Genomic DNA, 21,446 nt, shown 5'->3' with positions numbered 1-21,446 from the left:
CTAGCTCGATTAAAATTCAGGCCAGCAAAATAGCTGGCCTTTTCAACAATCTATCGAGCTTGTGATTTATTAACCTAATTGCTTACGTGCATTACGGAAAATCCGCATCCATGGGCTGTCCTCTCCCCAATTTTCAGGGTGCCATGAGTTGCTTACCGTACGGAAAACACGCTCAGGATGCGGCATCATAATCGTTGCACGGCCGTCTTTCGATGTCACCGAAGTAATTCCATTAACTGACCCGTTCGGGTTAGCTGGATATTGCTCTGCCACTTGGCCATAGTTATTCACGAAACGCATCGCCACCAGCCCGTTATCTTCTAATTGCTGTAAATGTGCCGCTGCACGTGTTTCCACTTGCCCTTCACCATGAGAAACCGCAATAGGCATACGAGAGCCTGCCATATCTTGCAGTAATAACGATGGGCTATTCGCAATTTCTACTAAACTAAAGCGCGCTTCAAAACGTTCTGAACGGTTACGTACAAAGCGAGGCCAGAATTCCGCACCTGGGATCAGCTCATGTAAGTTCGACATCATCTGGCAACCATTACACACCCCAAGAGATAAGGTATCTGGGCGGTTAAAGAACGTAGCAAATTCATCACGAACTTTATTATTGAATAAAATAGATTTTGCCCAACCTTCACCCGCACCTAATACGTCCCCATAAGAGAAACCACCACAAGCCACCAATGTTTGGAATTGTTCCAAAGACAAGTTACCTGCAAGTAAATCACTCATGTGCACATCAACCGCATCAAAACCAGCACGGTCAAAAGCGGCGGCCATTTCCACATGCGAGTTCACGCCTTGTTCGCGTAAAACAGCCACTTTAGGGCGCACGCCTGACAAAATAAACGGCGCTGCGATGTCTTCTTCAATGTCATACGTCAGTTTCACATTCAAACCAGGGTCCTGGTTATCCTGTTTCATCGCATGCTCTTCGTCTGCACACACTTCGTTATCACGCAAGCGTTGCATTTGCCAAGTAGTTTCAGCCCACCATTGACGCAATAAACTACGAGATTCACGATATACAACCGTATCTCGGCTATTAATAATCACGACATCATCATGTATTGCAGAACCTAAATAATGAACGCAACCTGCCAGCCCTGCTTGCTCAAAACATTCCGCTACATACGCTCTATCGGCTTCATTAATTTGAATGACTGCTCCTAGCTCTTCGTTAAATAACGCCGCAAGCGTGTCTTCATCAAAAGAGCTGATATCAACATTAATACCGCAATGACCCGCAAAAGCCATTTCCACTAAAGTGACGAATAAACCACCATCTGAGCGGTCATGGTAGGCTAGAAGTTTTTGCTCTGATAATAACTTCTGAATTGTATTAAAGAAGCCAAGTAAAACTTCAGGACTGCGTACATCAGGGGCTTTATTACCTAACTGACGATATACCTGTGCGAGCGCAGAGCCGCCCAACGCATTATTGCCTTGCCCAAGGTCAATTAATAACAAGGCATTATCATTAGTTACTTTTAATTCAGGTGTCACTGTCAAGCGAACATCTTCAACACGACCAAATGCACTAATCACCAAAGAAAGTGGCGAGGTCATTTCGCGTTCTTCGCCATCTTGCTGCCAACGCGTTTTCATTGACATGGAGTCTTTACCAACTGGGATAGTTAAACCTAATGCAGGGCAAAGTTCTTCTCCTACCGCTTTAACCGCTTCATATAGACCTGCATCTTCACCAGGGTGCCCCGCCGCTGCCATCCAGTTAGCCGACAATTTAACGCGTTTTAAATCTTGCACATAAGAACATGCGATATTAGTTAATGCTTCCCCAACTGCCATTCGTGCTGATGCAGCAAAGTCCACCAATGCTACTGGTGTTCTTTCACCTATTGACATGGATTCCCCATAGTAGCTATCTAAGCTAGCGGTGGTTACCGCGCAGTCAGCAACAGGAATTTGCCATGGGCCAACCATCTGATCACGTGCCACCATACCCGTCACTGTGCGATCACCAATGGTGATTAAGAATGTTTTTTCAGCTACTGCAGGCAAATGTAGAACACGCTTCACCGCTTCATTTAAATTAATCGCTGTTCTATCTAATGAATCGGGCTCTGCCTTTAATGTTGTTACATCACGCAGCATTTTTGGTGTTTTACCCAGTAAAACATCCAAAGGCATATCTATAGGTTGGTTAGAAAAGTGTTCATCATTCAGTGTTAAATGACGCTCTTCAGTCGCCTCCCCAATCACGGCAAATGGCGCACGTTCACGTTCACAAATTGCCGTAAAGACAGAAAGCTGCTCAGGTGAAACTGCCATCACATAGCGCTCTTGAGACTCATTACACCAAACTTCTAGCGGGCTCATGCCCGGTTCATCATTAAGAATTTTACGTAACTCAAAACGTCCACCGCGGCCACCATCACTCACCAGCTCAGGCATGGCATTCGATAAACCACCTGCGCCCACATCGTGGATAAATAAGATAGGGTTATCATCACCAAGCTGCCAGCAACGGTCGATAACTTCTTGGCAACGGCGTTCCATTTCGGCGTTATCACGTTGTACCGAAGCAAAATCGAGATCTGCGTCTGATTGGCCTGATGCCATTGATGATGCAGCCCCGCCACCTAACCCAATGTTCATTGAAGGGCCACCGAGTACAATCAGTTTTGCACCAACCGTAATCTCGCCTTTTTGTACGTGATCTGCACGGATGTTTCCGATACCACCCGCTAACATAATAGGCTTATGGTAACCACGTAATTCTTCACCATTGTGGCTGTTAACTTTTTCTTCGTACGTTCTGAAATAACCTAATAGCGCAGGACGACCAAATTCATTATTGAATGCCGCCCCACCTAATGGCCCTTCCATCATAATATCCAAAGCCGTCACAATGCGCTCTGGTTTACCAAAATCTTCTTCCCAAGGCTGTTCAAAACCGGGAATGCGTAAGTTAGAAACAGAAAAACCGACTAAACCAGCTTTTGGCTTCGCGCCACGCCCTGTTGCGCCTTCATCACGAATTTCACCGCCAGAGCCTGTTGCTGCTCCTGGCCATGGTGAAATCGCTGTTGGGTGGTTATGAGTTTCCACCTTCATTAAGATATGAGCATCTTCTTGGTGGTAGCGGTATGTACGTCCTTCAGGTTCAGGAAAAAAGCGGCCAACAGACGAACCTTCCATAACGGCAGCATTATCTTTATAAGCAGATAAAACATGGTCAGGTGTTTTTTCAAACGTATTTTTAATCATTTTAAACAGTGATTTAAGCTGTTTTTCACCATCAATTACCCAGTCTGCATTAAAGATTTTATGGCGGCAATGTTCTGAGTTTGCTTGCGCAAACATATAGAGCTCAACATCCGTTGGATTACGTTTTAACCCAGTAAATGCCTCTAACAGGTAATCAATTTCGTCATCAGCCAACGCTAGGCCCATTTCCCTGTTTGCTGTTTCCAATGCAAGGCGGCCACCCGTAATCACATCAATGGACTTCATTGGTGCTGGCTGTTGCTGCACAAACAGTGCGCTCGCTTGTTCAAAAGAAGAAAAAATGCTTTCCATCATGCGATCATGCAAAATAGCGATCACTTCATGCCACTGTTCTTGGGTCAATGCATCACCTTGAACATAATAAGCAATCCCGCGTTCGATACGCTTTACTTGGCGAAGACCACAGTTATGTACAATATCGGTGGCTTTTGAAGACCACGGAGAGATAGTTCCCGGACGAGGAGTGACTAAAATAAGCTTACCGAATGGCTCGTGCTCAGCCAGAGAAGGACCATACTTTAACAAACTGCTCAGTTTGCCTTGCTCACTATCACTCAACGGCGCTGATAATTCAGCAAAGTGCATATACTCAGCATAGATATCCGTGACAGGAAGCTGTTTTTCTGCAAACAGCGCCAAAAGGCGGGTAATACGAAATGCTGATAGAGCAGGTGAACCACGCAAAATTTCCATCGTCTTAATTTCTCTCTTTTAAACGCCAGCCCTGAACATGAAAGCAGGGAAACCGGAACACATTATAGAGCAATGTTCATCAATACGAAACCGTTTGCGTGATTAAAAATAAAGCGATTAGTTAAATATTATTCTGTGCTAAATACGATAATATAGGTTGCACCGTTCCTAAATGTTGAGCAAAATAGCCGACTACTGGAATTATAACCATTACTTAGCCATACTCTTTTATGGACATACAGCACCAGTCAATGCACGAGAAACTATTATTTGAATAACTTAAAAGTTAACTATTTAATTATCGTGGTCATCGCGCTACTAGCAACTATGGTCATCGGTTTTAACGTCCGCTGGCCCAATACGCAGAATTCACAAATTAATAAAATTATTTCTCAAGGTGAATTACGTATTAGTGCCGTTAGCTCGCCACTTATCTATATTGATGAGCAGAAACAGCTGCGTGGGTTCGACTACGAGCTGGCTCAAGGCTTTGCCTCATACTTAGGCGTTAAACTCAAGATAACCATCCGCCCAACATTCGAGCAAATATTTGATGACCTTGAAAATGGCGATGCCGATATCGCGGTTGCGGGTTTACTGTATAACAAAGACCGTTTAGCCAAAACAAAAACTGGTCCAAGTTATCTTAATGTCACTCAACAACTTGTCTATCGTAAAGGAACAAATCGCCCCAAAAACTTCAATGAAATAACGGGTAAATTATTGGTAACAGCGGGTACGGCGCATGCAAGTACCTTGAAGGAGCTCGCCAAGGAATACCCAAACCTAAAGTGGGAAGAAACCTCAAAATACAATACCAATCAAATCCTTGAAATGGTTGCCGATGGTGAGGTTGACTACACATTAGAAGACTCTATTGCCGTTGCACTACAGCAACGTATTCACCCGCAATTAGCGGTTGCTTTTGATTTATTGGATGATCATGCTGTTACTTGGTATATGCGTCGTAGTAAAGAAAACAGTTTAGATGCTGCGTTGCTTGATTTCTTCAACATCAGCCATGAAAGCGAATTACTTGCACGTCTTAATGAAAAATATTTCAGCCATGTAGAGTCTTTCGATTATTTCGACACAATGGCATTTATTAAAGCCATTGATAATAAACTCCCCGAGTATCAACCTCTATTTGAAAAATATGCTCAGGTAATTGACTGGAAATTATTAGCGGCTATTGCATGGCAAGAGTCCCATTGGGATCCTTTAGCGACCTCACCTACGGGGGTACGCGGGCTAATGATGCTAACAAAGCCAACCGCAACAACAATGGGTATTGCGGATAGGTTAGACCCGGAAGAAAGCATAAAGGGCGGCGCCGCTTATATTGCTTATATTATGGAGCGTTTACCTGAAACCATCGAAGAGGATGACCGTATCTGGTTTGCCCTTTCCGCCTATAACATGGGGTATGGGCATATGCAGGATGTCCGTAAATTAACTGAAATGTTAGGCGGAGACCCTAACCGGTGGTTAGATGTAAAAGCCCGTTTACCTTTATTGACGCAGAAAAAATATTACTCACAACTCACTTATGGTTATGCACGTGGCCACGAAGCTTATCGTTACGTTGAGAATATTCGTCGTTATCATCAAAGTTTAGTTGGCTACTTACAAAGCCAAGAAAGAAAACAGCATGCACTTGATATTGCGCAAAAATCACTTATTTATTTGATTTCTCCTGAGAACCCTACCACAACTGAATCTCAAGCAATGCAAAATCAGTCCCCTATTCCTGACAAAGTTAGTGTAATCAATCTAGAAAAAATGAGCTCTGCGGCGCAGCCATCTAAAACTCTTGATGAAAAAAGACTACCATTAGGAAAGTATTTACTTTCATTACACCCATCACAAAATACCGATAAGAGCGATGATGAAACAGTTATCTCGCCACCAGAAGCTCCTGAAAACCCGCTATAAATCATGCTGAAATAAAATAAGTGCGCTAAATTTTACTGTGTTAGCGCTTTTGTTCTTTTTTTTGCGCTCTACGCAATTTAAAAAAAGCACTCAGCATTGAAGAACATTGAGCTTCTAGAACACCACCAGTCACATCCACATAATGGTTTAACCCGGCTTGCCCCATAATATCTAGGTAGGAACCACAGGCGCCAGTTTTAAAATCCTTAGCACCATAAACGACACGATTAATACGGCTGTGGATCATTGCGCCTGCACACATAATGCAAGGCTCTAATGTTACATATAATGTGGTATCCAATAGCCGATAATTTGATAGCACTTGCCCTGCTTGCTGCAGAGCCATAATTTCAGCATGTGCTGTTGGGTTATGGTCAATAATCGAACGATTCCAGCCTGAAGCAATTAAACGATTGTCTTTAACTAAGACCGCGCCAACAGGAATTTCGCCGAGATCTTGCGCCTTTAGCGCAAGTTCAATGGCTTGTTGCATCCAATACTCATCAATTTCAATTTGCGTCACTCTTACCTCTGGTTAATGCGTTTTATTCTCGATTATCCTCAAATATTAGAATGACCGCAATTAAAATGCTTTTGTCTCTGTAATAGCAACCTAATTTTAATTGCTAAAAATCGCTAATTTAGCTGCAAACCCCATAAAGAAAGCGCCTACAGTACAATTTCCAAGCTTTGCAAGGAGTTGTTTTTCACGCAAAAAACGCGCAATCAAATAGCCACTAAAAATCAATAAGCTCAGGTATAAAAAACTCACTAATTCTAAAATCGTCGCAAGTACAAGGTAAGGTACCCATGCATGTGAGTAATTAAAGTCAACAAATTGTATAAAGAAAGAAATATAAAATAAAATTGCTTTCGGGTTTGTTAAGCTCAGCACTAGAGCGCGAGTAAAGTGTTTTTCTGTTTTAATTGGGATAGCATCAATACCGTTTGGCTGCGATTTTTTATACATAAATGTGCTATATAAAATCTTACCGCCTAAATATAGTAGATAAGCCGCACCTAAATAGCGAACTATCATAAATAATGTCGGGGATGCTTTAATCACTGAAGCGACACCGATAAATGACAGGAAAATTAATATTGCATCTCCAGTAAATACCCCTAGAGCAGCCCGATAACCAAACCGAGTGCCACTCGATGTACTTGTTTTTAATACATATAATGAGTTAGGTCCTGGTACAATAATGATTAAAACTAACCCTGCCAAATAAGTCCAGAAGTTAAGAACGCCAAGATTTTCGAACATATTTTTGACCCTTTATCTTTTTTATTATTTTTATCATAACTTTCACTCTTTGTGAATATTTATTCAATTAATTAGATATATGAAATGAACTTATAATAAAGATTATTTTAAATCAAACTTATTTATGATTACTAGGCTTATTCATTATTAACAACGGAAGGAATAAATATATGCTTATTATTAGAACCTTAGTATAAAATGGAGCATTCGAAGATTTCTATCCAACAACGATGACCTTTAGTGCAGCTAAACGTAATTATTTTTTAGGGCACTCAAAAGATAAAACTTACGTTGTATACTCTATGGCAGATAATGGTAAAGTTGCCCCGAATGCTCCAGTACAAAAAGGAAAACTGAAATCCTACCTTAGTAACATTCAAGCATTCTATGATTCAGTAAAAAATAAACAATATTTATGTGATTATAATTTAAATGAAAAAATTGTCGAATTGTACCAAATAGATGATAAAGCGGGTATACAGCCGATCTATGTTGATAACTTCAATGTTAGAGATACCATTCAATCAGCAACGCTTTATATCGCTAATGGTCTTATTCATATATATAGCTAAGCAGAAAAAAATAAAAACTGGAAAACCCATAGCTATTCAATAGAGGAATAATAACACCGAATTATACTTCTGTTAAAATTCAGAATACATAAGGGTCAAGTATAAGGCTCTTATTGATAATAATTAAACATACTCCCCATAAAACTCGAAAAAATTTTTTTATCATTGATTAATAAATAAATAAATAAATAAATAAATAAATAAATAAATAATATTTTAACATTAAGATTTTTTAATTAAAAACAACTTCCTTTTCAATTTTTTAAATCATGCATTTCCTATTAAAATATAATTCATTTTTAGCTAATACTAAATCCATAACCAAACAGCAATAAAAAACACTAATAAAACCAAATGATTCATTTACATTCCATTAACAAAACCATTTGATTTGAATATTCCTATTTTTCAGAAGAAAGTAGCCATTCTGCATAACAATGAACTTAAAAAAAATTACATTTAAATAATATGAAAAATAAGTATTGTAATTTAGTATTACTTTTTCAAGCTTTTCAATGTAAAATGGTTGCACAAAAACACAAAAATTGAATAGAAGTAACGAATAGGTGCAAGGTATAAGTTACTATTTTTTAACTTAGTCGAGTATAAGTCACTGATATGTCTTTATTAATTACAAAACGCTGTATCAATTGTGATATGTGTGAACCTGAATGCCCAAATGATGCAATTTTTATGGGTGACGAAATTTATGAGATTGACTCAAACCTATGCACTGAATGTGTAGGGCACTACGATAAGCCTACCTGCCAATCAGTATGTCCCATAAACAACACTATCATTATTGACCCCAATCATATCGAAAGCCAAGATCAGCTATGGGATAAATTTGTTATGATCCACTACGCAGACAAAATTTAAATCTCTATTATTACTTTAAGAATTCATCATTATAAAAAATAAACATAATAATATTTAGTAGTAGCTTACTTCCTATGATGAATTCTTATCAGTTTAAGCTTATATAAGTTTTCGCTTATACAATTTATTACCAAAGATTAATAAACATTATATTCTGATAATATTTATTACTATTACAATAAATATTTTCTGATACATTAACCCCTCGCATTTACCAATTTTCAAAGAGGGATATTATGACCAAATCAAGTGAAAGCGTTCAAAAAAGTAAATTTAATAATTATTACAGCACAAGTTTAGTTTATACTGTAAAAGACTATAATTACTTTATTGGTATAGCTAAGAACAAGTCTTTTGTTATTTATGAAATAACAAAAGATGGAAAAATAGATCTTAAAAATTTTGTACAAGATGGAGTGTTAGATACTTTCCATGATGACCTCCAAGTTGTTTATGAACCAAATCAAAACAAACAATTCCTTATATGTACAAACACCACTGAGTCTAAATTAGATATATTTACTATTTATGCAAATGGTTCTATAAAACTATTTGACTCTCTTGACTATAAAAGAAACTCTAAACAAGGAACAGCAATTTATGCTGAAAATAGATTTTTCTTCTTTTATGAACAATCTCAGCGAACTTTAGAGTGGGAAATTAGAAAATTTGTAAGAGAATAATATAATTTCACCATGGAAAATAGTTTTTAATTAAACTAATTACAAAGCGATGTATTATTAGCCAGTCAATTCTTTATTAACTGATTGAATGGCCATTTTATTTCATAGCGTTAACCATAGATATTTAACTTAAAATAAGTATTGTATTCTATTTTCAGATAATATATCTTTTATTTTAATAGGTTATTTATTGGCTAATCAAACAAGCAATAAATAACCTATATTTTTCTACTACTTAGAAAGACTTTAATTCTTCATAGTACTTTCAATTATCACAGTAGCTACCGCATAATGCCGCTCATCGGTAATCGAAACATGAAAGTGTGTTGCATGTATGCAGTTAGCCAACGTTAATGCTTCATCACTTAAGCTCAATAAGGGTTTCCCAAGCTTGTCATTAGTGACTTCAAATTGATTAAACGCTAGACCATTGCGAATTCCCGTACCTAGTGCTTTTGCTGCAGCTTCTTTAACTGCAAAGCGTTTTGCTAAAAAGCGAGCTGGCTTTGATTGTTGTTGGTACTGGACTAACTCAGCCTCCGTTAAAATGCGTTTAGCAAGGCTGTCACCTGTACGTTCAATCACAGACTCAATACGAGCAATTTCCACAATATCTGTGCCTAACCCTACAATTGCCATTATTTACGCGCTTCCAACAGAATTTTTTTCATATCAGCAACGGCTTGAGCTAACCCACTGAACAATGCTCGGCCAATAATTGCATGACCAATATTAAGCTCATAAATTTCAGGTAACTGAGCAATACGTTGAACGTTATGATAGGTTAAGCCATGACCTGCATTGACTTTAATTCCTTTACTCGCCGCATATATAACGCCATCATGAATACGGCGAAACTCAAGTTCTTGCTCCTGTTCTGTTTTAGCATCTGCATAGGCTCCTGTATGGATTTCAATAAACGGAGCACCACACTCTTGCGCAGCATCAATTTGTGCGTGGTCTGCATCAATAAACAATGAAACTAAAATACCCGCTTCTGTGAGGCGTTTAACAGCATCTGCAACTTTCTGTTTTTGCCCTGCGACATCTAAACCGCCTTCCGTGGTCACTTCCTCCCGTTTTTCAGGTACTAAACAGCAGAATGCAGGCTTAATACGACAAGCAATCTCTACCATTTCGTCCGTTACCGCCATTTCAAGATTCATTCGAGTTTGAATGGTTTCATTTAGCAATGTGACATCTCTATCTGTAATATGACGGCGGTCTTCACGTAAATGAATGGTGATACCATCAGCTCCCGCTTGTTCAGCAACGAACGCAGCTTGTACAGGATCTGGATATTGAGTTCCTCTTGCATTTCTAACCGTTGCAATATGGTCGATATTTACGCCTAACAAAAGCTCTGCCATTTTTTATTCCCCATTAGTAAACGCTAATAAACTTATCTGCCTACTATCCTACTGTAATTTCCTGTGCTGAGGGAATAAATCTCTCATCATTCGAAGTAAATTCCAATATACATACCCTATTTCAGTCGTTGTATTTAATTTTTGCGAAGCGCTTCGTAAGATTTTATATCGACAAAAAAATATATTGTTTGATAAAGCCAGTTCAGCTAAAAAGATACATGAGAAAGGGATATATAGAGGTATTAGGGGTATTAGCGGTATAACAAACTAGGTAAAAATAAAATTAAAAACAATTTCAACTCTGTTTGTTCTGCACAACTGGCGAATAAGTAAACTGGCGAAATAACTCTCGGCTTTTTAAAGGTTTTCCACCTAAATAAGGCTTTAAAGCAAGTCGAGTAAAACGTTTTGCTGCTTTAAGCGTATCTGCATCAGGAAATTCGCGACTTGCCAGTGCTTTAAGTTGTTTACCCGTAAAACTAAGTTGGTCAACAACCAAACTACCAATAAATCCCTTTTCTTCTCTATACCGGTAAGTCATTGTGTCAGAAACAGGTTCTCCACTACCAGCACAATGTAAAAAATCAACACCATAGCCAAGATAGGAAAGCAGGGCCAGTTCAAATCGACGCAATGCAAATTCGGGTGTGTGTTCACTTGCGGCAAGAATTTGTAAACAGGAGAGATAATCAAAAAATAGTGCAGAATATGGTGTACCAAATTCTAATACACGCGCGGTTAATTCATTAAGATATAAACCGCTATATAGAACGGTTCCTGTTAAAGGGAGGGCTAAAGATACAGGGTCTGCATTAATTAAGGTTTTGATTTCACCTTTGCCTCCCCAACGGATTAGCAAAGGTGTGAAGGGCTGTAAGCAGCCCCTTAATGGTGAGCGATTACGGCGAGCGCCTTTTGCAAGTAAACGTATTTTTCCTTCGCCTTCAGTAAAAAAATCGAGTAATAAACTCGTCTCACTGTAAGGCCTTGAATGGAGTACAAACGCACGCTGCCAACCACTCACTTTGCCACCTGCTATTTTAGGTCGTCAACATAACCCAGGCTACGTAATGCTCTTTCGTCATCAGCCCAGCCTGATTTAACTTTAACCCAAAGCTCAAGGTGCACCTTGTTATCAAACATTCTTTCCATATCGATACGCGCTTCGGTACCGATGGTTTTCAGTTTGCTACCTTTGTTACCAATAACCATTTTCTTTTGACCTTCACGCTCAACAAGAATCAAGCCATTGATATGGTAAATACCCGCTTCTGTTACCTTAAATTGTTCAATTTCAACCGTTACCGAATATGGTAGTTCATCACCTAAGAAACGCATGAGCTTTTCACGGATAATCTCAGATGCCATAAAACGCTGCGAACGGTCAGTAATGTAATCTTCCGGAAAATGGTGTACTGCTTCAGGGATATGCTGTTTAACAATTTTAGCAATTGTATCCACACCAGTACCTTTTTCAGCACTAATCGGAACAACATCTAAAAAATTCATTTTCTGACTGATCATACTGATATGAGGCAATAGTATCGTTTTATCAGTCACATTATCAATTTTGTTAATTGCTAATATAACAGGGCAACGTAAGCTAGATAACTTGGTCAATACCATTTCATCATCAGCGGTCCAATTAGTCCCTTCAACGACAAAAATAACTAACTCAACATCACCAATTGAACTGGATGCAGCCCGGTTCATTAAACGGTTAATTGCACGTTTTTCTTCAATATGAAGTCCTGGGGTATCAACATAAATAATTTGGTAATTATCTTCTGTATGGATCCCCATAATACGATGGCGAGTCGTCTGTGGCTTTCTCGAAGTAATCGAAACTTTTTGCCCCAGTAATTGATTCAATAATGTCGATTTACCGACATTTGGCCGTCCAACTATGGCAACAAAACCACAGTGGGATTGTAATTCACTCATTCAAGCTCCAAAATTTTCAATGCTTGCTCTGCTGCTGCTTGCTCTGCTTTACGACGGCTTGAGCCAACACCATTAATCGGTTGGTCAATACCACTAACTTGGCAGTGGATCGTAAATTCTTGATCGTGAGCTTCACCTTTAACCTGAACAACCAAATAATTAGGTAGTGGTAAATGGCGCCCTTGCAGATATTCTTGTAACCTTGTTTTCGGGTCTTTTTGCTTATCACCCGGACTGATCTCAACCAGTCTACTTTGATACCAATCTAAAATAATTCTTTCGATCGTTTGGATATCACTATCTAAAAAAATACCACCGATCAGTGCTTCAACAGTATCAGCAAGGATAGATTCGCGACGAAAACCACCGCTTTTTAATTCCCCCGGCCCTAAACGTAAACACTCACCGAGTTCAAATTCACGTGCGATTTCTGCTAATGTATTTCCGCGTACAAGCGTTGCTCGCATACGACTCATATCACCCTCGTCCACTTTTGGAAAACGGTGGTATAAGTCATTTGCAATCACAAAACTCAAAATTGAGTCACCTAAAAACTCTAGACGCTCATTATGTTTGCTACTTGCACTTCTATGTGTCAATGCTTGGATTAATAACTCGTTCTGTTTGAATTGATAACCAAGCTTACGCTGTAATTTTTCTAATAAAGAGGGGTTCATGTGCGCCCAACCATTTTTTATTTGATAAAAAAGCACACGCAACAGACCTGTAAAATTCACCATTTTACAAAACTGTTGCGTTTGCACTGACTCCTTATGCTTCCATATATTTTACAGCTCAGTGGAACTAATTATAAAAATTCATTAGTTACAATAAGTTAAAATAGGAGAGTTAATAATTGGGGAGCCAATAATATTAATTAATCTATATTGTACACTGGGTAAAACAATAATGCTTCGGTTAATGCGGATTTTCAAATGAAAACCCGCATTTCCAACATTTGGCTAGACCCACTATTCAAATTATAGTGGACCAATTCGGCTAAAGCGAATACCTGTCGGCCATTCGTTTTCTTGTTTATCAAGACTTAACCAAATAAATACTGCGCGACCGACTAAATTTTCTTCTGGTACAAAGCCCCACATACGGCTATCAGAGCTATTATCCCTGTTGTCACCCATCATAAAGTAGTGTTTTTCAGGAACAATCCATTCATTCTTCGGCATACCTGGTTGCAGATATTTAGCTTCAGTAATTGCTTGACGAATAATTAAAATTTGATGCTCAACCGTATCCAACTTTTCACTACGCTCATACTGACGTAACGCATTCCTTGGTAAAGGTTGGTCTAGTGGAATTTCATAATTTCCCTTTTGGTTATCAACAACAGAACCGATATCAAGGAACATGGTCCATTCACTCGGCGCCAGAGGACCATAAACAATAGGTAAGGTCTCTGTACATTTGTTATCTGCACAATTCGGGTAAATTGTTAATTCCTTTGCATCTGGGTTATAAATAATTTTATCACCCGGCATTCCAATAACTCGTTTTACAAAATCAACATTAGGATCTCTTGGGTATTTAAAAACTGCGATATCGCCACGTTTCGGTTTACCTGTTTCGATTAATGTCGTTTGTGTAATTGGGTCTTTTAAACCATAAGCAAATTTCTCAACCAACATAAAATCACCAACTAACAACGTTGGCATCATTGACCCTGAAGGTATTTGAAATGGCTCATAAATAAATGAACGCACAATCAGTACAATCGCCAACACAGGGAAAATAGACGACCCTGTTTCAAGCCACGATGGGCGGCGGACAGCATTTGCTACATCCGCTTCACTCACTGCGCCATTCGTTGCATCCTGTAACTGCTTGAGTTTTGCTTTACGCGCAGGTGCAAATTTAAACTTGTCTAAACACCATATAATCCCTGTGATTAATGTTGCCAGTGTTAGGATCAAGGCAAAGGTGTTAGCCATCGAAGCTCCTTGTAAACTTAGTCTTTACCAACGTGCAATATAGCAAGGAACGCTTCTTGTGGTAGCTCAACGTTACCAACTTGCTTCATACGTTTCTTACCATCCTTTTGCTTCTGCAACAGTTTTTTCTTACGGCTAACGTCACCACCATAACACTTGGCAAGTACGTTTTTACGCAATTGTTTAACTGTAGAACGAGCAATAATATGGTTACCAATCGCTGCTTGAATCGCAATATCGAACTGCTGACGCGGGATTAGCTCTTTCATTTTTTCGACCAGTTCACGACCGCGATATTGAGAATTCGCACGGTGTGTGATCAAGGCCAAAGCATCAACACGTTCATTATTAATAAGAACATCAACACGCACCATATCTGATGCTTGGAAGCGTTTAAATGCATAATCTAAAGATGCATAGCCGCGAGACGTTGATTTTAAGCGATCGAAGAAATCCAATACTACTTCTGCCATTGGGATTTCATAAGTCAGCGATACTTGATTACCATGATAGACCATATTGGTCTGAACGCCACGTTTCTCAATACAAAGTGTAATAACGTTACCTAAATATTCTTTAGGCATCAGCATGTGACACTCTGCGATTGGTTCACGTAATTCTTCAATATTGTTCAATGCCGGTAGCTTAGATGGGCTATCGACATACACGATATCACCGTTAGTTTGCTGCACTTCATACACGACAGTCGGTGCAGTGGTAATCAAATCAAGATCATATTCACGTTCTAAACGCTCTTGAATGATTTCCATGTGCAGTAAACCAAGGAAACCACAACGGAAGCCGAAGCCTAACGCAGTCGAAGTTTCTGGTTCATAAAATAAAGATGCGTCATTTAGACTTAATTTACCTAATGCATCACGGAATGATTCATAGTCATCAGAACTGACGGGGAATAAGCCTGCATATACCTGTGGTTTAACTTTTTTAAACCCTGGTAACGCTTTATCTGCCGGGTTGCGAGCCCCAGTTAATGTATCCCCAACTGGGGCGCCAGTGATATCTTTAATCGCACAAACTAACCAGCCCACTTCACCGCAACTTAATACATCGCGGTCGATTTGCTTCGGTGTGAAAATCCCAAGGCGGTCTGCGTTATACACTTGCCCTGTGCTCATAACTTTAATTTTATCGCCTTTTCTCAATGTTCCGCTCTTAATACGGATCAAAGAAACCACGCCTAAATAGTTATCAAACCAAGAGTCAATAATCAGTGCTTGTAACGGAGCATCTGCATCACCAACAGGTGGTGGAATCTCTTTAACAAGACGTTCAATCACATCTTGAACACCAATACCGGTTTTTGCAGAGCAGCGAACCGCATCATGCGCATCAAGGCCGACAATATCTTCGATTTCATCGGCAACACGTTCAGGATCAGCAGCAGGTAAGTCAATTTTATTTAAGACCGGAACAACTTCTAAGTCCATCTCGATAGCGGTATAGCAGTTTGCCAAAGTTTGAGCTTCAACACCTTGCCCTGCATCAACCACCAGCAAAGCCCCCTCACAGGCAGCTAATGAACGAGACACTTCATAAGAGAAGTCAACATGACCCGGTGTGTCAATGAAGTTTAATTGGTAAGTTTCACCATCTGAAGCTTTATAATCAAGCGTCACGCTCTGTGCTTTAATAGTGATCCCACGCTCACGCTCTAAGTCCATCGAGTCTAAAACTTGTGCCGCCATTTCGCGGTCGGTTAAGCCACCACAAATTTGAATGATGCGATCTGACAAGGTCGACTTACCGTGGTCGATATGTGCAATGATGGAAAAGTTTCTTATATTATTGATTTTCAAGGTAATATCTTCTTTTAAATTGCCTTACAAAATCAGCTTTGTGCAAATATTGCAACAAAACTAAAATGCTATGATTATCACAAGATTGTTAATTAGCTGCATTTTACATATAAGAACCCGCTAACACAAAGATTCAATGTAAAACAACTGTAAACCTGCATCAGGTTATAGATTAGTTGCCGTAATTCATCATTAATACAACTCACGCCAACCACTTCTATAGCCATAGTCAATCTATTGTAATTTCTAACTCAAAACAGACAAAATAGGTTAATAACTTTGTTCGCCATAATACTATTTGTTTGTTAATTAACTCTAATCCACAAAAAAGGGAAACATAAGTTTCCCCTTTCTATTGATAATATCAAATTAACCTTCTAACTCAATATATTGAAATTTAGCAATTAATTTGTACTGAAAGCTCACTCGGAGGTAGCCCTATCTGTAAAACAACAGGTTGAAAAGCTTCATCATCACGCCAATTTGAGGCTAGTCTACGCGCAATATAAAAGCCAATAATACCACCAATTATACCTGAAATCGCTATCCAAAACTGCTCAAAATCAAACGCCTGAGCTAAACCTGCAAAAATAAACAACCCCAAAATAGGCGTTAAGTAAACTAATAGCGCTGAACGGATCAAGCTTCCCTCCGGGATGCCCACTTCAATTTTTTGCCCTTCAACTAGCGGTTGTTCAATCGCAATTTCTAATTCATGTTCCGTATTTGGCCCTATTTTGCTTAAAGCATAAGAACCACAGGTTTTACGAGCACCACAACTGCCACAGCCGGACGAAGAACCATAGCGCAATAAAGCCCTACCGTTTTGCCAACGGACTACTGTTGCCCACTCTTTTACCATAATTTACTCCCGAAACTGAATACTACCTGCTACCACTTGCGCTGTTGCTAACGGTAATTCACCAATAATAGTGATAACATTTTGCTTTTGCGTCATCGTATAAATAGTACGACGCCCATTTTGAAGCGGTTGATCAAGTAACGGGCCTTTAGTCGATTTTGTCACATTTACAGAAAAGGTAAATAAACCATCACTAAACATTGCGGTTTCTACTACGTCGTCTTCAGCTAATTTTCGCGAAGAACGAGATATTTCTTCAAAACCAGGAGGTAACATGCCAACTTGCCATTTAAAAGAAGGATTTCCATTTTTAGGGGAAATCAATAATGGCGGCATATTTACCTTACTTAATGCGAGTAATGAGTCTTTCACTGTTTGGCTATCTAGCACCGTCGAGATCACACGAAATTGTTCTAATGTTTGGCTATTATTATCGAGAAGGTCGATACGTAATGGCAATTTCGTTTCTTCATCGATTAATACTACATAGTTAAACCGAGAATTGTCTTTCGATATTATGCGAATCACTAACGCAGGCCTATCACCAATATGGGTACGTCCCGCATCAATAAAATTATAATAAGGTTTAATTTGCTGATAATTGGCAAAAACTACTGATGGTAAATTATCAACTATATATTTGCCGTTTAAACTGAATGCATCAAAACCAGGCTCAAAGTAACTAATACTATTGCCTTTTTGAACAATTTCACGACGCGATGAGTCCATTTGGATCATTTGTGAAACAGGTTCACCATTAATGATTGCATGGCGATAACGTACAGGCGTTATTGATTGCGGACTAAATGTCATATAAGACATTTCGTAAGAAAGGTTCTGGGCAGCATTCCCCATTTCTTTAAAAAGAACATCGGCATCTATTTCAGATGCCGAAGCTTGATTAGAAATAATCAGGCTGCCCGTCAGGCAGATGACGGATAACCATTTATTCATTATTGCAATTTAACTCCTGCTGAAGACGCAGGTTGTGCAGACTCTTGATATTGCTGGTTGAGCATCGAGCGTCTTTCAATTTCATACTGTTGTAGCATCGCATTAATGCGTTGATTTTGTTGTTCAACTTGTTGAAGTTGCTGCTCATTACCAAATAATTGGTTATCTGAGATATTCAAGCTAACTGGTGCCCCGCTGCCGACAGGAATGGTATTGAACATTGGCTCATCAACCGGTGAGTCAACCGCATTACTTTGGTTGTATTGTTGAACGCCAACAATTACAGCCAAAGACACACAGGCTGCAACACCAATTTGAGTTAACTGGCTCGCCCAAGGACGAATTTTGCCCCAGAATGGGAAAGCCCCCCAAGTCGCAGGCTCTGGCTGCGATTCGACAACTACCTGAGGATTAATACGCACAGCTTCATTCTCTAATGCTGCCGCAACTTTACTTGCAATATCAAAATGCATGACTTCACTAGTATCGTTACGTAGAGTATCACGAATAAGATGATAGCTCTCCCAACGTTGTTTTAACGTTGAATCACGTGAAATAGCGCTGACCAGTTCTAAGTCTAGTACTTCGCCATCCATCATTGCGGAAAGTTTCTCTCTTTGCATGCCCAATTACCTTCAGTTAATTGCATCACAATTATGTTTAATTGACTGATTTAACATACTAATACTGTTGAATCAGTGGCTGAACTTTATTATCAATCGCTTCCCTTGCCCTAAAAATACGAGAACGTACGGTGCCGACTGGGCAATCCATTATTTCTGCGATTTCTTCATAGCTCAAACCATCTAACTCGCGGAGCGTAATTGCCATTCTAAGATCTTCAGGCAGCGATTCGATGGTCCGGAAAACAACTTTCTTTAATTCATCAGACAACATTAAGTTCTCTGGGTTCGAAATTTCTTTTAAGGCACTCGCGGTTTCAAAGTTTTCTGCATCACTCGCTTCCAAGTCCGACGCAGGTGGGCGCCTATCTTGGGCAACTAAATAATTTTTAGCTGTATTTACCGCAATCCGATAAAGCCAAGTATAAAATGCGCTGTCACCACGAAACGAACCAATGGCGCGATAAGCTTTTATAAATGACTCCTGCGCAACGTCAGGCACATCTGCTTGCGGTACATAGCGAGATACTAAGCTCGCGACTTTATGCTGATATTTTATCACCAATAAGTTGAAAGCTTGTTGATCGCCTTTTTGTACCTTTTCAACCAAAATCTGGTCGGTCAATTGCTCGCTCATTCTAGGAAGTATCTCCCGAATTCAGGCCGATAATATGTTAACTTGATCATGTTCTCCCTTCCTAAAGCAAGCACTACTTTGAGTAGTAGAACTCGTTGAAGTTCAATTTAATCTAAAAAAATAGTCAAAAATTTACAAAACTGATGAAAAAATTACTTGGTTGATCTTAAAGATCCTTATTAAAACAACTAACTACAAGATCCAGAAGACAGCATACAGATTTTAGGCACGAATGCGATAGCTATCACACTAAAACCATTTGAATACGTAAATAGCGCTAGGTCAATATACTGTACCTTAACAGCCATCCACTCATAGCAATAGGACACTCGATAGGCTAACATAAAAAACTCAATACATACTATTATATACATGCAAACACTTATGAACGAATCCACACAGCATTACACTGATATTTTAATCATTGGGAGTGGTGTCGCAGGACTTTCAGCTGCCTTGCGGCTCGCCCCCTTTCATCAAGTGACCATTCTTAGTAAAAGCAGCCTTAGCGAAGGAGCATCTTATTACGCACAAGGCGGTATTGCTGCAGTTTTTGATGACACTGACAGCATCGAATCTCATGTAGAAGATACACTAATTGCTGGTGCAGGTATCTGCCAGAAAGAAGCTGTTGAGTTTATTGCCTCCAATGCAAAACACTGCGTTCAATGGCTTATCGACCAAGGTGTTTTATTCGATACAGAGATTACCGAGAACGGCGAAACACAGTATCATTTGACCCGTGAAGGCGGCCATAGCCATCGACGAATTCTCCATCATGCTGATGCGACAGGAAAAGAAGTTGAAACCACGTTAGTCGACCTCGCTTTTGCTCACCCAAACATTCATATTAAAGAACGCTATAATGCCGTCGACCTAATCCTTTCTAGCACAGCTGAATCACCGCGAATTTTAGGTGCTTACGTTTGGAACCGCCAAAAAGAACAAGTTGAAACTATTCGAGCGAAAACGATTGTTCTGGCTACGGGTGGAGCGGCTAAAGTTTATCAATATACCACGAATCCAGATATTTCTTCTGGTGATGGCATTGCAATGGCATGGCGAGCTGGCTGCCGTGTTGCTAACCTTGAGTTTAATCAATTTCACCCAACTTGTTTATTTCATCCACAAGCACGTAATTTTTTATTAACTGAGGCATTACGTGGTGAGGGAGCTTACCTCAAGCGCCCTGATGGTAGCCGGTTTATGCCAGATCACGACGATCGTGGTGAACTTGCCCCTCGCGATGTTGTTGCACGTGCTATTGACCATGAAATGAAACGCCTTGGTGCTGATTGCATGTATTTGGATATTAGCCATAAGCCTAGCGATTTCGTTAAAAACCATTTCCCGACTATTTATGCGAAATTGATGACTTTAGGGTTAGACCTCACTCAAGAGCCCATCCCTATCGTACCAGCGGCCCATTACACATGCGGTGGTGTAATTGTCGATGAAACGGGTATGACTGATATCACGAATCTCTATGCAATTGGCGAAGTGAGCTACACCGGCTTACATGGTGCAAACCGTATGGCATCCAATTCGCTATTAGAGTGCTTGGTATACGGCTGGGCGGCAGCTGAAAACATTAATAAAACGATCAAACAGATCGATGATATTCCCTATTTATCTGAGTGGGATGAAAGCCGAGTACATAACTCAGATGAACAGGTGGTTATTCAACATAATTGGCATGAATTACGTCTATTTATGTGGGACTACATGGGGATCGTCAGAACGACTAAACGCCTTGAACGTGCATTACGCCGCATCCATTTACTTCAACAAGAGATTCACGATTATTACGCCAACTTTCGTATCTCAAATAATTTATTGGAACTACGAAACCTAGTTCAAGTTGCTGAATTAATGGTTCGTTGTGCATTAGAACGCAAAGAAAGCCGGGGATTACATTACACCTTAGATTACCCAGAAACACTTCCTAATTCAGGCCCCACTATTTTACAACCTGAATAACGTGAGCTAGGGCCGGCCTT

19 protein-coding genes are annotated in these 21,446 nt (G+C 39.6%); 5 read left to right on the top strand and 14 right to left on the bottom strand.

Features of this window, described 5'->3' with window-relative positions; all coding sequences use genetic code 11:
• Positions 1 to 69 precede the first annotated feature (69 nt).
• Entirely contained in the window at positions 70 to 3,957 is a 3,888-nt protein-coding gene (purL, locus tag PSE72_RS16555) for a phosphoribosylformylglycinamidine synthase (RefSeq protein ID WP_198641510.1), read from the bottom strand.
• Between the two features lie 270 nt (positions 3,958 to 4,227).
• Here purL and mltF point away from each other — a divergent pair, with 270 nt between their 5' ends.
• On the top strand, positions 4,228 to 5,892 hold the full coding sequence (gene mltF / locus PSE72_RS16550; protein WP_115166959.1) for a membrane-bound lytic murein transglycosylase MltF: 1,665 nt from the start codon (positions 4,228 to 4,230) through the stop codon (positions 5,890 to 5,892).
• 40 nt (positions 5,893 to 5,932) lie between these two features.
• Here the strand turns inward: mltF and tadA are convergent, their stop codons facing one another.
• Together tadA and leuE are read right to left on the bottom strand one after the other, a co-directional pair.
• Positions 5,933 to 6,415, bottom strand: coding sequence for a tRNA adenosine(34) deaminase TadA (gene tadA / locus PSE72_RS16545; RefSeq protein ID WP_004912769.1), 483 nt, complete (start codon positions 6,413 to 6,415; stop codon positions 5,933 to 5,935).
• A gap of 96 nt (positions 6,416 to 6,511) precedes the next feature.
• Positions 6,512 to 7,159 (bottom strand): leucine efflux protein LeuE, encoded by a 648-nt coding sequence (gene leuE / locus PSE72_RS16540; RefSeq protein ID WP_004912773.1) that lies wholly within the window; start codon positions 7,157 to 7,159, stop codon positions 6,512 to 6,514.
• Positions 7,160 to 7,461: 302 nt separating this feature from the next.
• Here leuE and PSE72_RS16535 point away from each other — a divergent pair, with 302 nt between their 5' ends.
• From PSE72_RS16535 to PSE72_RS16525, 3 genes are all read left to right on the top strand, one after another.
• Positions 7,462 to 7,731, top strand: coding sequence for a hypothetical protein (locus tag PSE72_RS16535; protein ID WP_244061643.1), 270 nt, complete (start codon positions 7,462 to 7,464; stop codon positions 7,729 to 7,731).
• 618 nt (positions 7,732 to 8,349) lie between these two features.
• Positions 8,350 to 8,610, top strand: coding sequence for a YfhL family 4Fe-4S dicluster ferredoxin (locus PSE72_RS16530; protein ID WP_115166957.1), 261 nt, complete (start codon positions 8,350 to 8,352; stop codon positions 8,608 to 8,610).
• Positions 8,611 to 8,846: 236 nt separating this feature from the next.
• Complete coding sequence (locus tag PSE72_RS16525; protein ID WP_272691029.1) at positions 8,847 to 9,293, top strand: hypothetical protein; 447 nt, start codon at positions 8,847 to 8,849, stop codon at positions 9,291 to 9,293.
• A 246-nt stretch (positions 9,294 to 9,539) separates the two neighbouring features.
• Here the strand turns inward: PSE72_RS16525 and acpS are convergent, their stop codons facing one another.
• From acpS to rpoE, 11 genes are all read right to left on the bottom strand, one after another.
• The gene (gene acpS / locus PSE72_RS16520; protein ID WP_115166955.1) at positions 9,540 to 9,932 is read right to left on the bottom strand and encodes a holo-ACP synthase; all 393 of its coding nucleotides are present in this window, start codon (positions 9,930 to 9,932) and stop codon (positions 9,540 to 9,542) included.
• Entirely contained in the window at positions 9,932 to 10,663 is a 732-nt protein-coding gene (gene pdxJ, locus PSE72_RS16515; RefSeq protein WP_004912787.1) for a pyridoxine 5'-phosphate synthase, read from the bottom strand. Before pdxJ ends, acpS begins: the two co-directional genes overlap by 1 nt.
• A 295-nt stretch (positions 10,664 to 10,958) precedes the next feature.
• A complete protein-coding gene (gene recO / locus PSE72_RS16510; RefSeq protein ID WP_198641507.1) occupies positions 10,959 to 11,687 on the bottom strand; it encodes a DNA repair protein RecO in 729 nt (242 codons plus the stop codon).
• An 11-nt stretch (positions 11,688 to 11,698) separates the two neighbouring features.
• Positions 11,699 to 12,607, bottom strand: coding sequence for a GTPase Era (gene era, locus PSE72_RS16505; RefSeq protein WP_004912791.1), 909 nt, complete (start codon positions 12,605 to 12,607; stop codon positions 11,699 to 11,701).
• Positions 12,604 to 13,284, bottom strand: a complete 681-nt coding sequence (rnc, locus tag PSE72_RS16500) for a ribonuclease III (protein WP_004912793.1) — start codon at positions 13,282 to 13,284, stop codon at positions 12,604 to 12,606. The genes era and rnc overlap by 4 nt, the downstream gene beginning before the upstream one ends.
• 303 nt (positions 13,285 to 13,587) lie before the next feature.
• Entirely contained in the window at positions 13,588 to 14,553 is a 966-nt protein-coding gene (gene lepB / locus PSE72_RS16495) for a signal peptidase I (RefSeq protein ID WP_004912796.1), read from the bottom strand.
• A gap of 17 nt (positions 14,554 to 14,570) precedes the next feature.
• The gene (gene lepA, locus PSE72_RS16490) at positions 14,571 to 16,364 is read right to left on the bottom strand and encodes a translation elongation factor 4 (protein ID WP_042851876.1); all 1,794 of its coding nucleotides are present in this window, start codon (positions 16,362 to 16,364) and stop codon (positions 14,571 to 14,573) included.
• 403 nt (positions 16,365 to 16,767) lie between these two features.
• Complete coding sequence (rseC, locus tag PSE72_RS16485; RefSeq protein ID WP_109911448.1) at positions 16,768 to 17,232, bottom strand: SoxR-reducing system protein RseC; 465 nt, start codon at positions 17,230 to 17,232, stop codon at positions 16,768 to 16,770.
• A 3-nt stretch (positions 17,233 to 17,235) separates the two neighbouring features.
• On the bottom strand, positions 17,236 to 18,186 hold the full coding sequence (rseB, locus tag PSE72_RS16480) for a sigma-E factor regulatory protein RseB (RefSeq protein ID WP_004912804.1): 951 nt from the start codon (positions 18,184 to 18,186) through the stop codon (positions 17,236 to 17,238).
• Positions 18,186 to 18,809 carry an anti-sigma-E factor RseA gene (gene rseA, locus PSE72_RS16475; RefSeq protein ID WP_004912807.1) on the bottom strand — a complete coding sequence of 208 codons (624 nt, stop codon included), beginning with the start codon at positions 18,807 to 18,809 and terminating at the stop codon, positions 18,186 to 18,188. The genes rseB and rseA overlap by 1 nt, the downstream gene beginning before the upstream one ends.
• A gap of 58 nt (positions 18,810 to 18,867) precedes the next feature.
• Positions 18,868 to 19,446, bottom strand: a complete 579-nt coding sequence (gene rpoE / locus PSE72_RS16470) for an RNA polymerase sigma factor RpoE (RefSeq protein ID WP_004912810.1) — start codon at positions 19,444 to 19,446, stop codon at positions 18,868 to 18,870.
• Positions 19,447 to 19,830: 384 nt separating this feature from the next.
• On the opposite strand from rpoE, the gene nadB reads away from it, so the two are divergent.
• On the top strand, positions 19,831 to 21,426 hold the full coding sequence (gene nadB / locus PSE72_RS16465) for an L-aspartate oxidase (protein WP_198641506.1): 1,596 nt from the start codon (positions 19,831 to 19,833) through the stop codon (positions 21,424 to 21,426).
• Positions 21,427 to 21,446 lie beyond the last annotated feature (20 nt).

The organism is Providencia sp. PROV116 (assembly GCF_028482485.1).
GTDB classification, from domain to species: Bacteria; Pseudomonadota; Gammaproteobacteria; order Enterobacterales; family Enterobacteriaceae; genus Providencia; species Providencia rettgeri.
This window is presented reverse-complemented; position numbering and strand designations above follow the sequence as displayed.

What these genes read in the sequence shown, in the direction of transcription:
- purL (WP_198641510.1), bottom strand. Translation starts at nt 3,957, where the DNA reads ATGGAAATTTTGCGTGGTTCACCTGCTCTATCAGCATTTCGTATTACC.
- leuE (WP_004912773.1), bottom strand. Translation starts at nt 7,159, where the DNA reads ATGTTCGAAAATCTTGGCGTTCTTAACTTCTGGACTTATTTGGCAGGG.
- PSE72_RS16535 (WP_244061643.1), top strand. Translation starts at nt 7,462, where the DNA reads ATGGCAGATAATGGTAAAGTTGCCCCGAATGCTCCAGTACAAAAAGGA.
- PSE72_RS16530 (WP_115166957.1), top strand. Translation starts at nt 8,350, where the DNA reads ATGTCTTTATTAATTACAAAACGCTGTATCAATTGTGATATGTGTGAA.
- PSE72_RS16525 (WP_272691029.1), top strand. Translation starts at nt 8,847, where the DNA reads ATGACCAAATCAAGTGAAAGCGTTCAAAAAAGTAAATTTAATAATTAT.
- acpS (WP_115166955.1), bottom strand. Translation starts at nt 9,932, where the DNA reads ATGGCAATTGTAGGGTTAGGCACAGATATTGTGGAAATTGCTCGTATT.
- pdxJ (WP_004912787.1), bottom strand. Translation starts at nt 10,663, where the DNA reads ATGGCAGAGCTTTTGTTAGGCGTAAATATCGACCATATTGCAACGGTT.
- era (WP_004912791.1), bottom strand. Translation starts at nt 12,607, where the DNA reads ATGAGTGAATTACAATCCCACTGTGGTTTTGTTGCCATAGTTGGACGG.
- rnc (WP_004912793.1), bottom strand. Translation starts at nt 13,284, where the DNA reads ATGAACCCCTCTTTATTAGAAAAATTACAGCGTAAGCTTGGTTATCAA.
- lepB (WP_004912796.1), bottom strand. Translation starts at nt 14,553, where the DNA reads ATGGCTAACACCTTTGCCTTGATCCTAACACTGGCAACATTAATCACA.
- rseC (WP_109911448.1), bottom strand. Translation starts at nt 17,232, where the DNA reads ATGGTAAAAGAGTGGGCAACAGTAGTCCGTTGGCAAAACGGTAGGGCT.
- rseB (WP_004912804.1), bottom strand. Translation starts at nt 18,186, where the DNA reads ATGAATAAATGGTTATCCGTCATCTGCCTGACGGGCAGCCTGATTATT.
- rseA (WP_004912807.1), bottom strand. Translation starts at nt 18,809, where the DNA reads ATGCAAAGAGAGAAACTTTCCGCAATGATGGATGGCGAAGTACTAGAC.
- rpoE (WP_004912810.1), bottom strand. Translation starts at nt 19,446, where the DNA reads ATGAGCGAGCAATTGACCGACCAGATTTTGGTTGAAAAGGTACAAAAA.
- nadB (WP_198641506.1), top strand. Translation starts at nt 19,831, where the DNA reads ATGAACGAATCCACACAGCATTACACTGATATTTTAATCATTGGGAGT.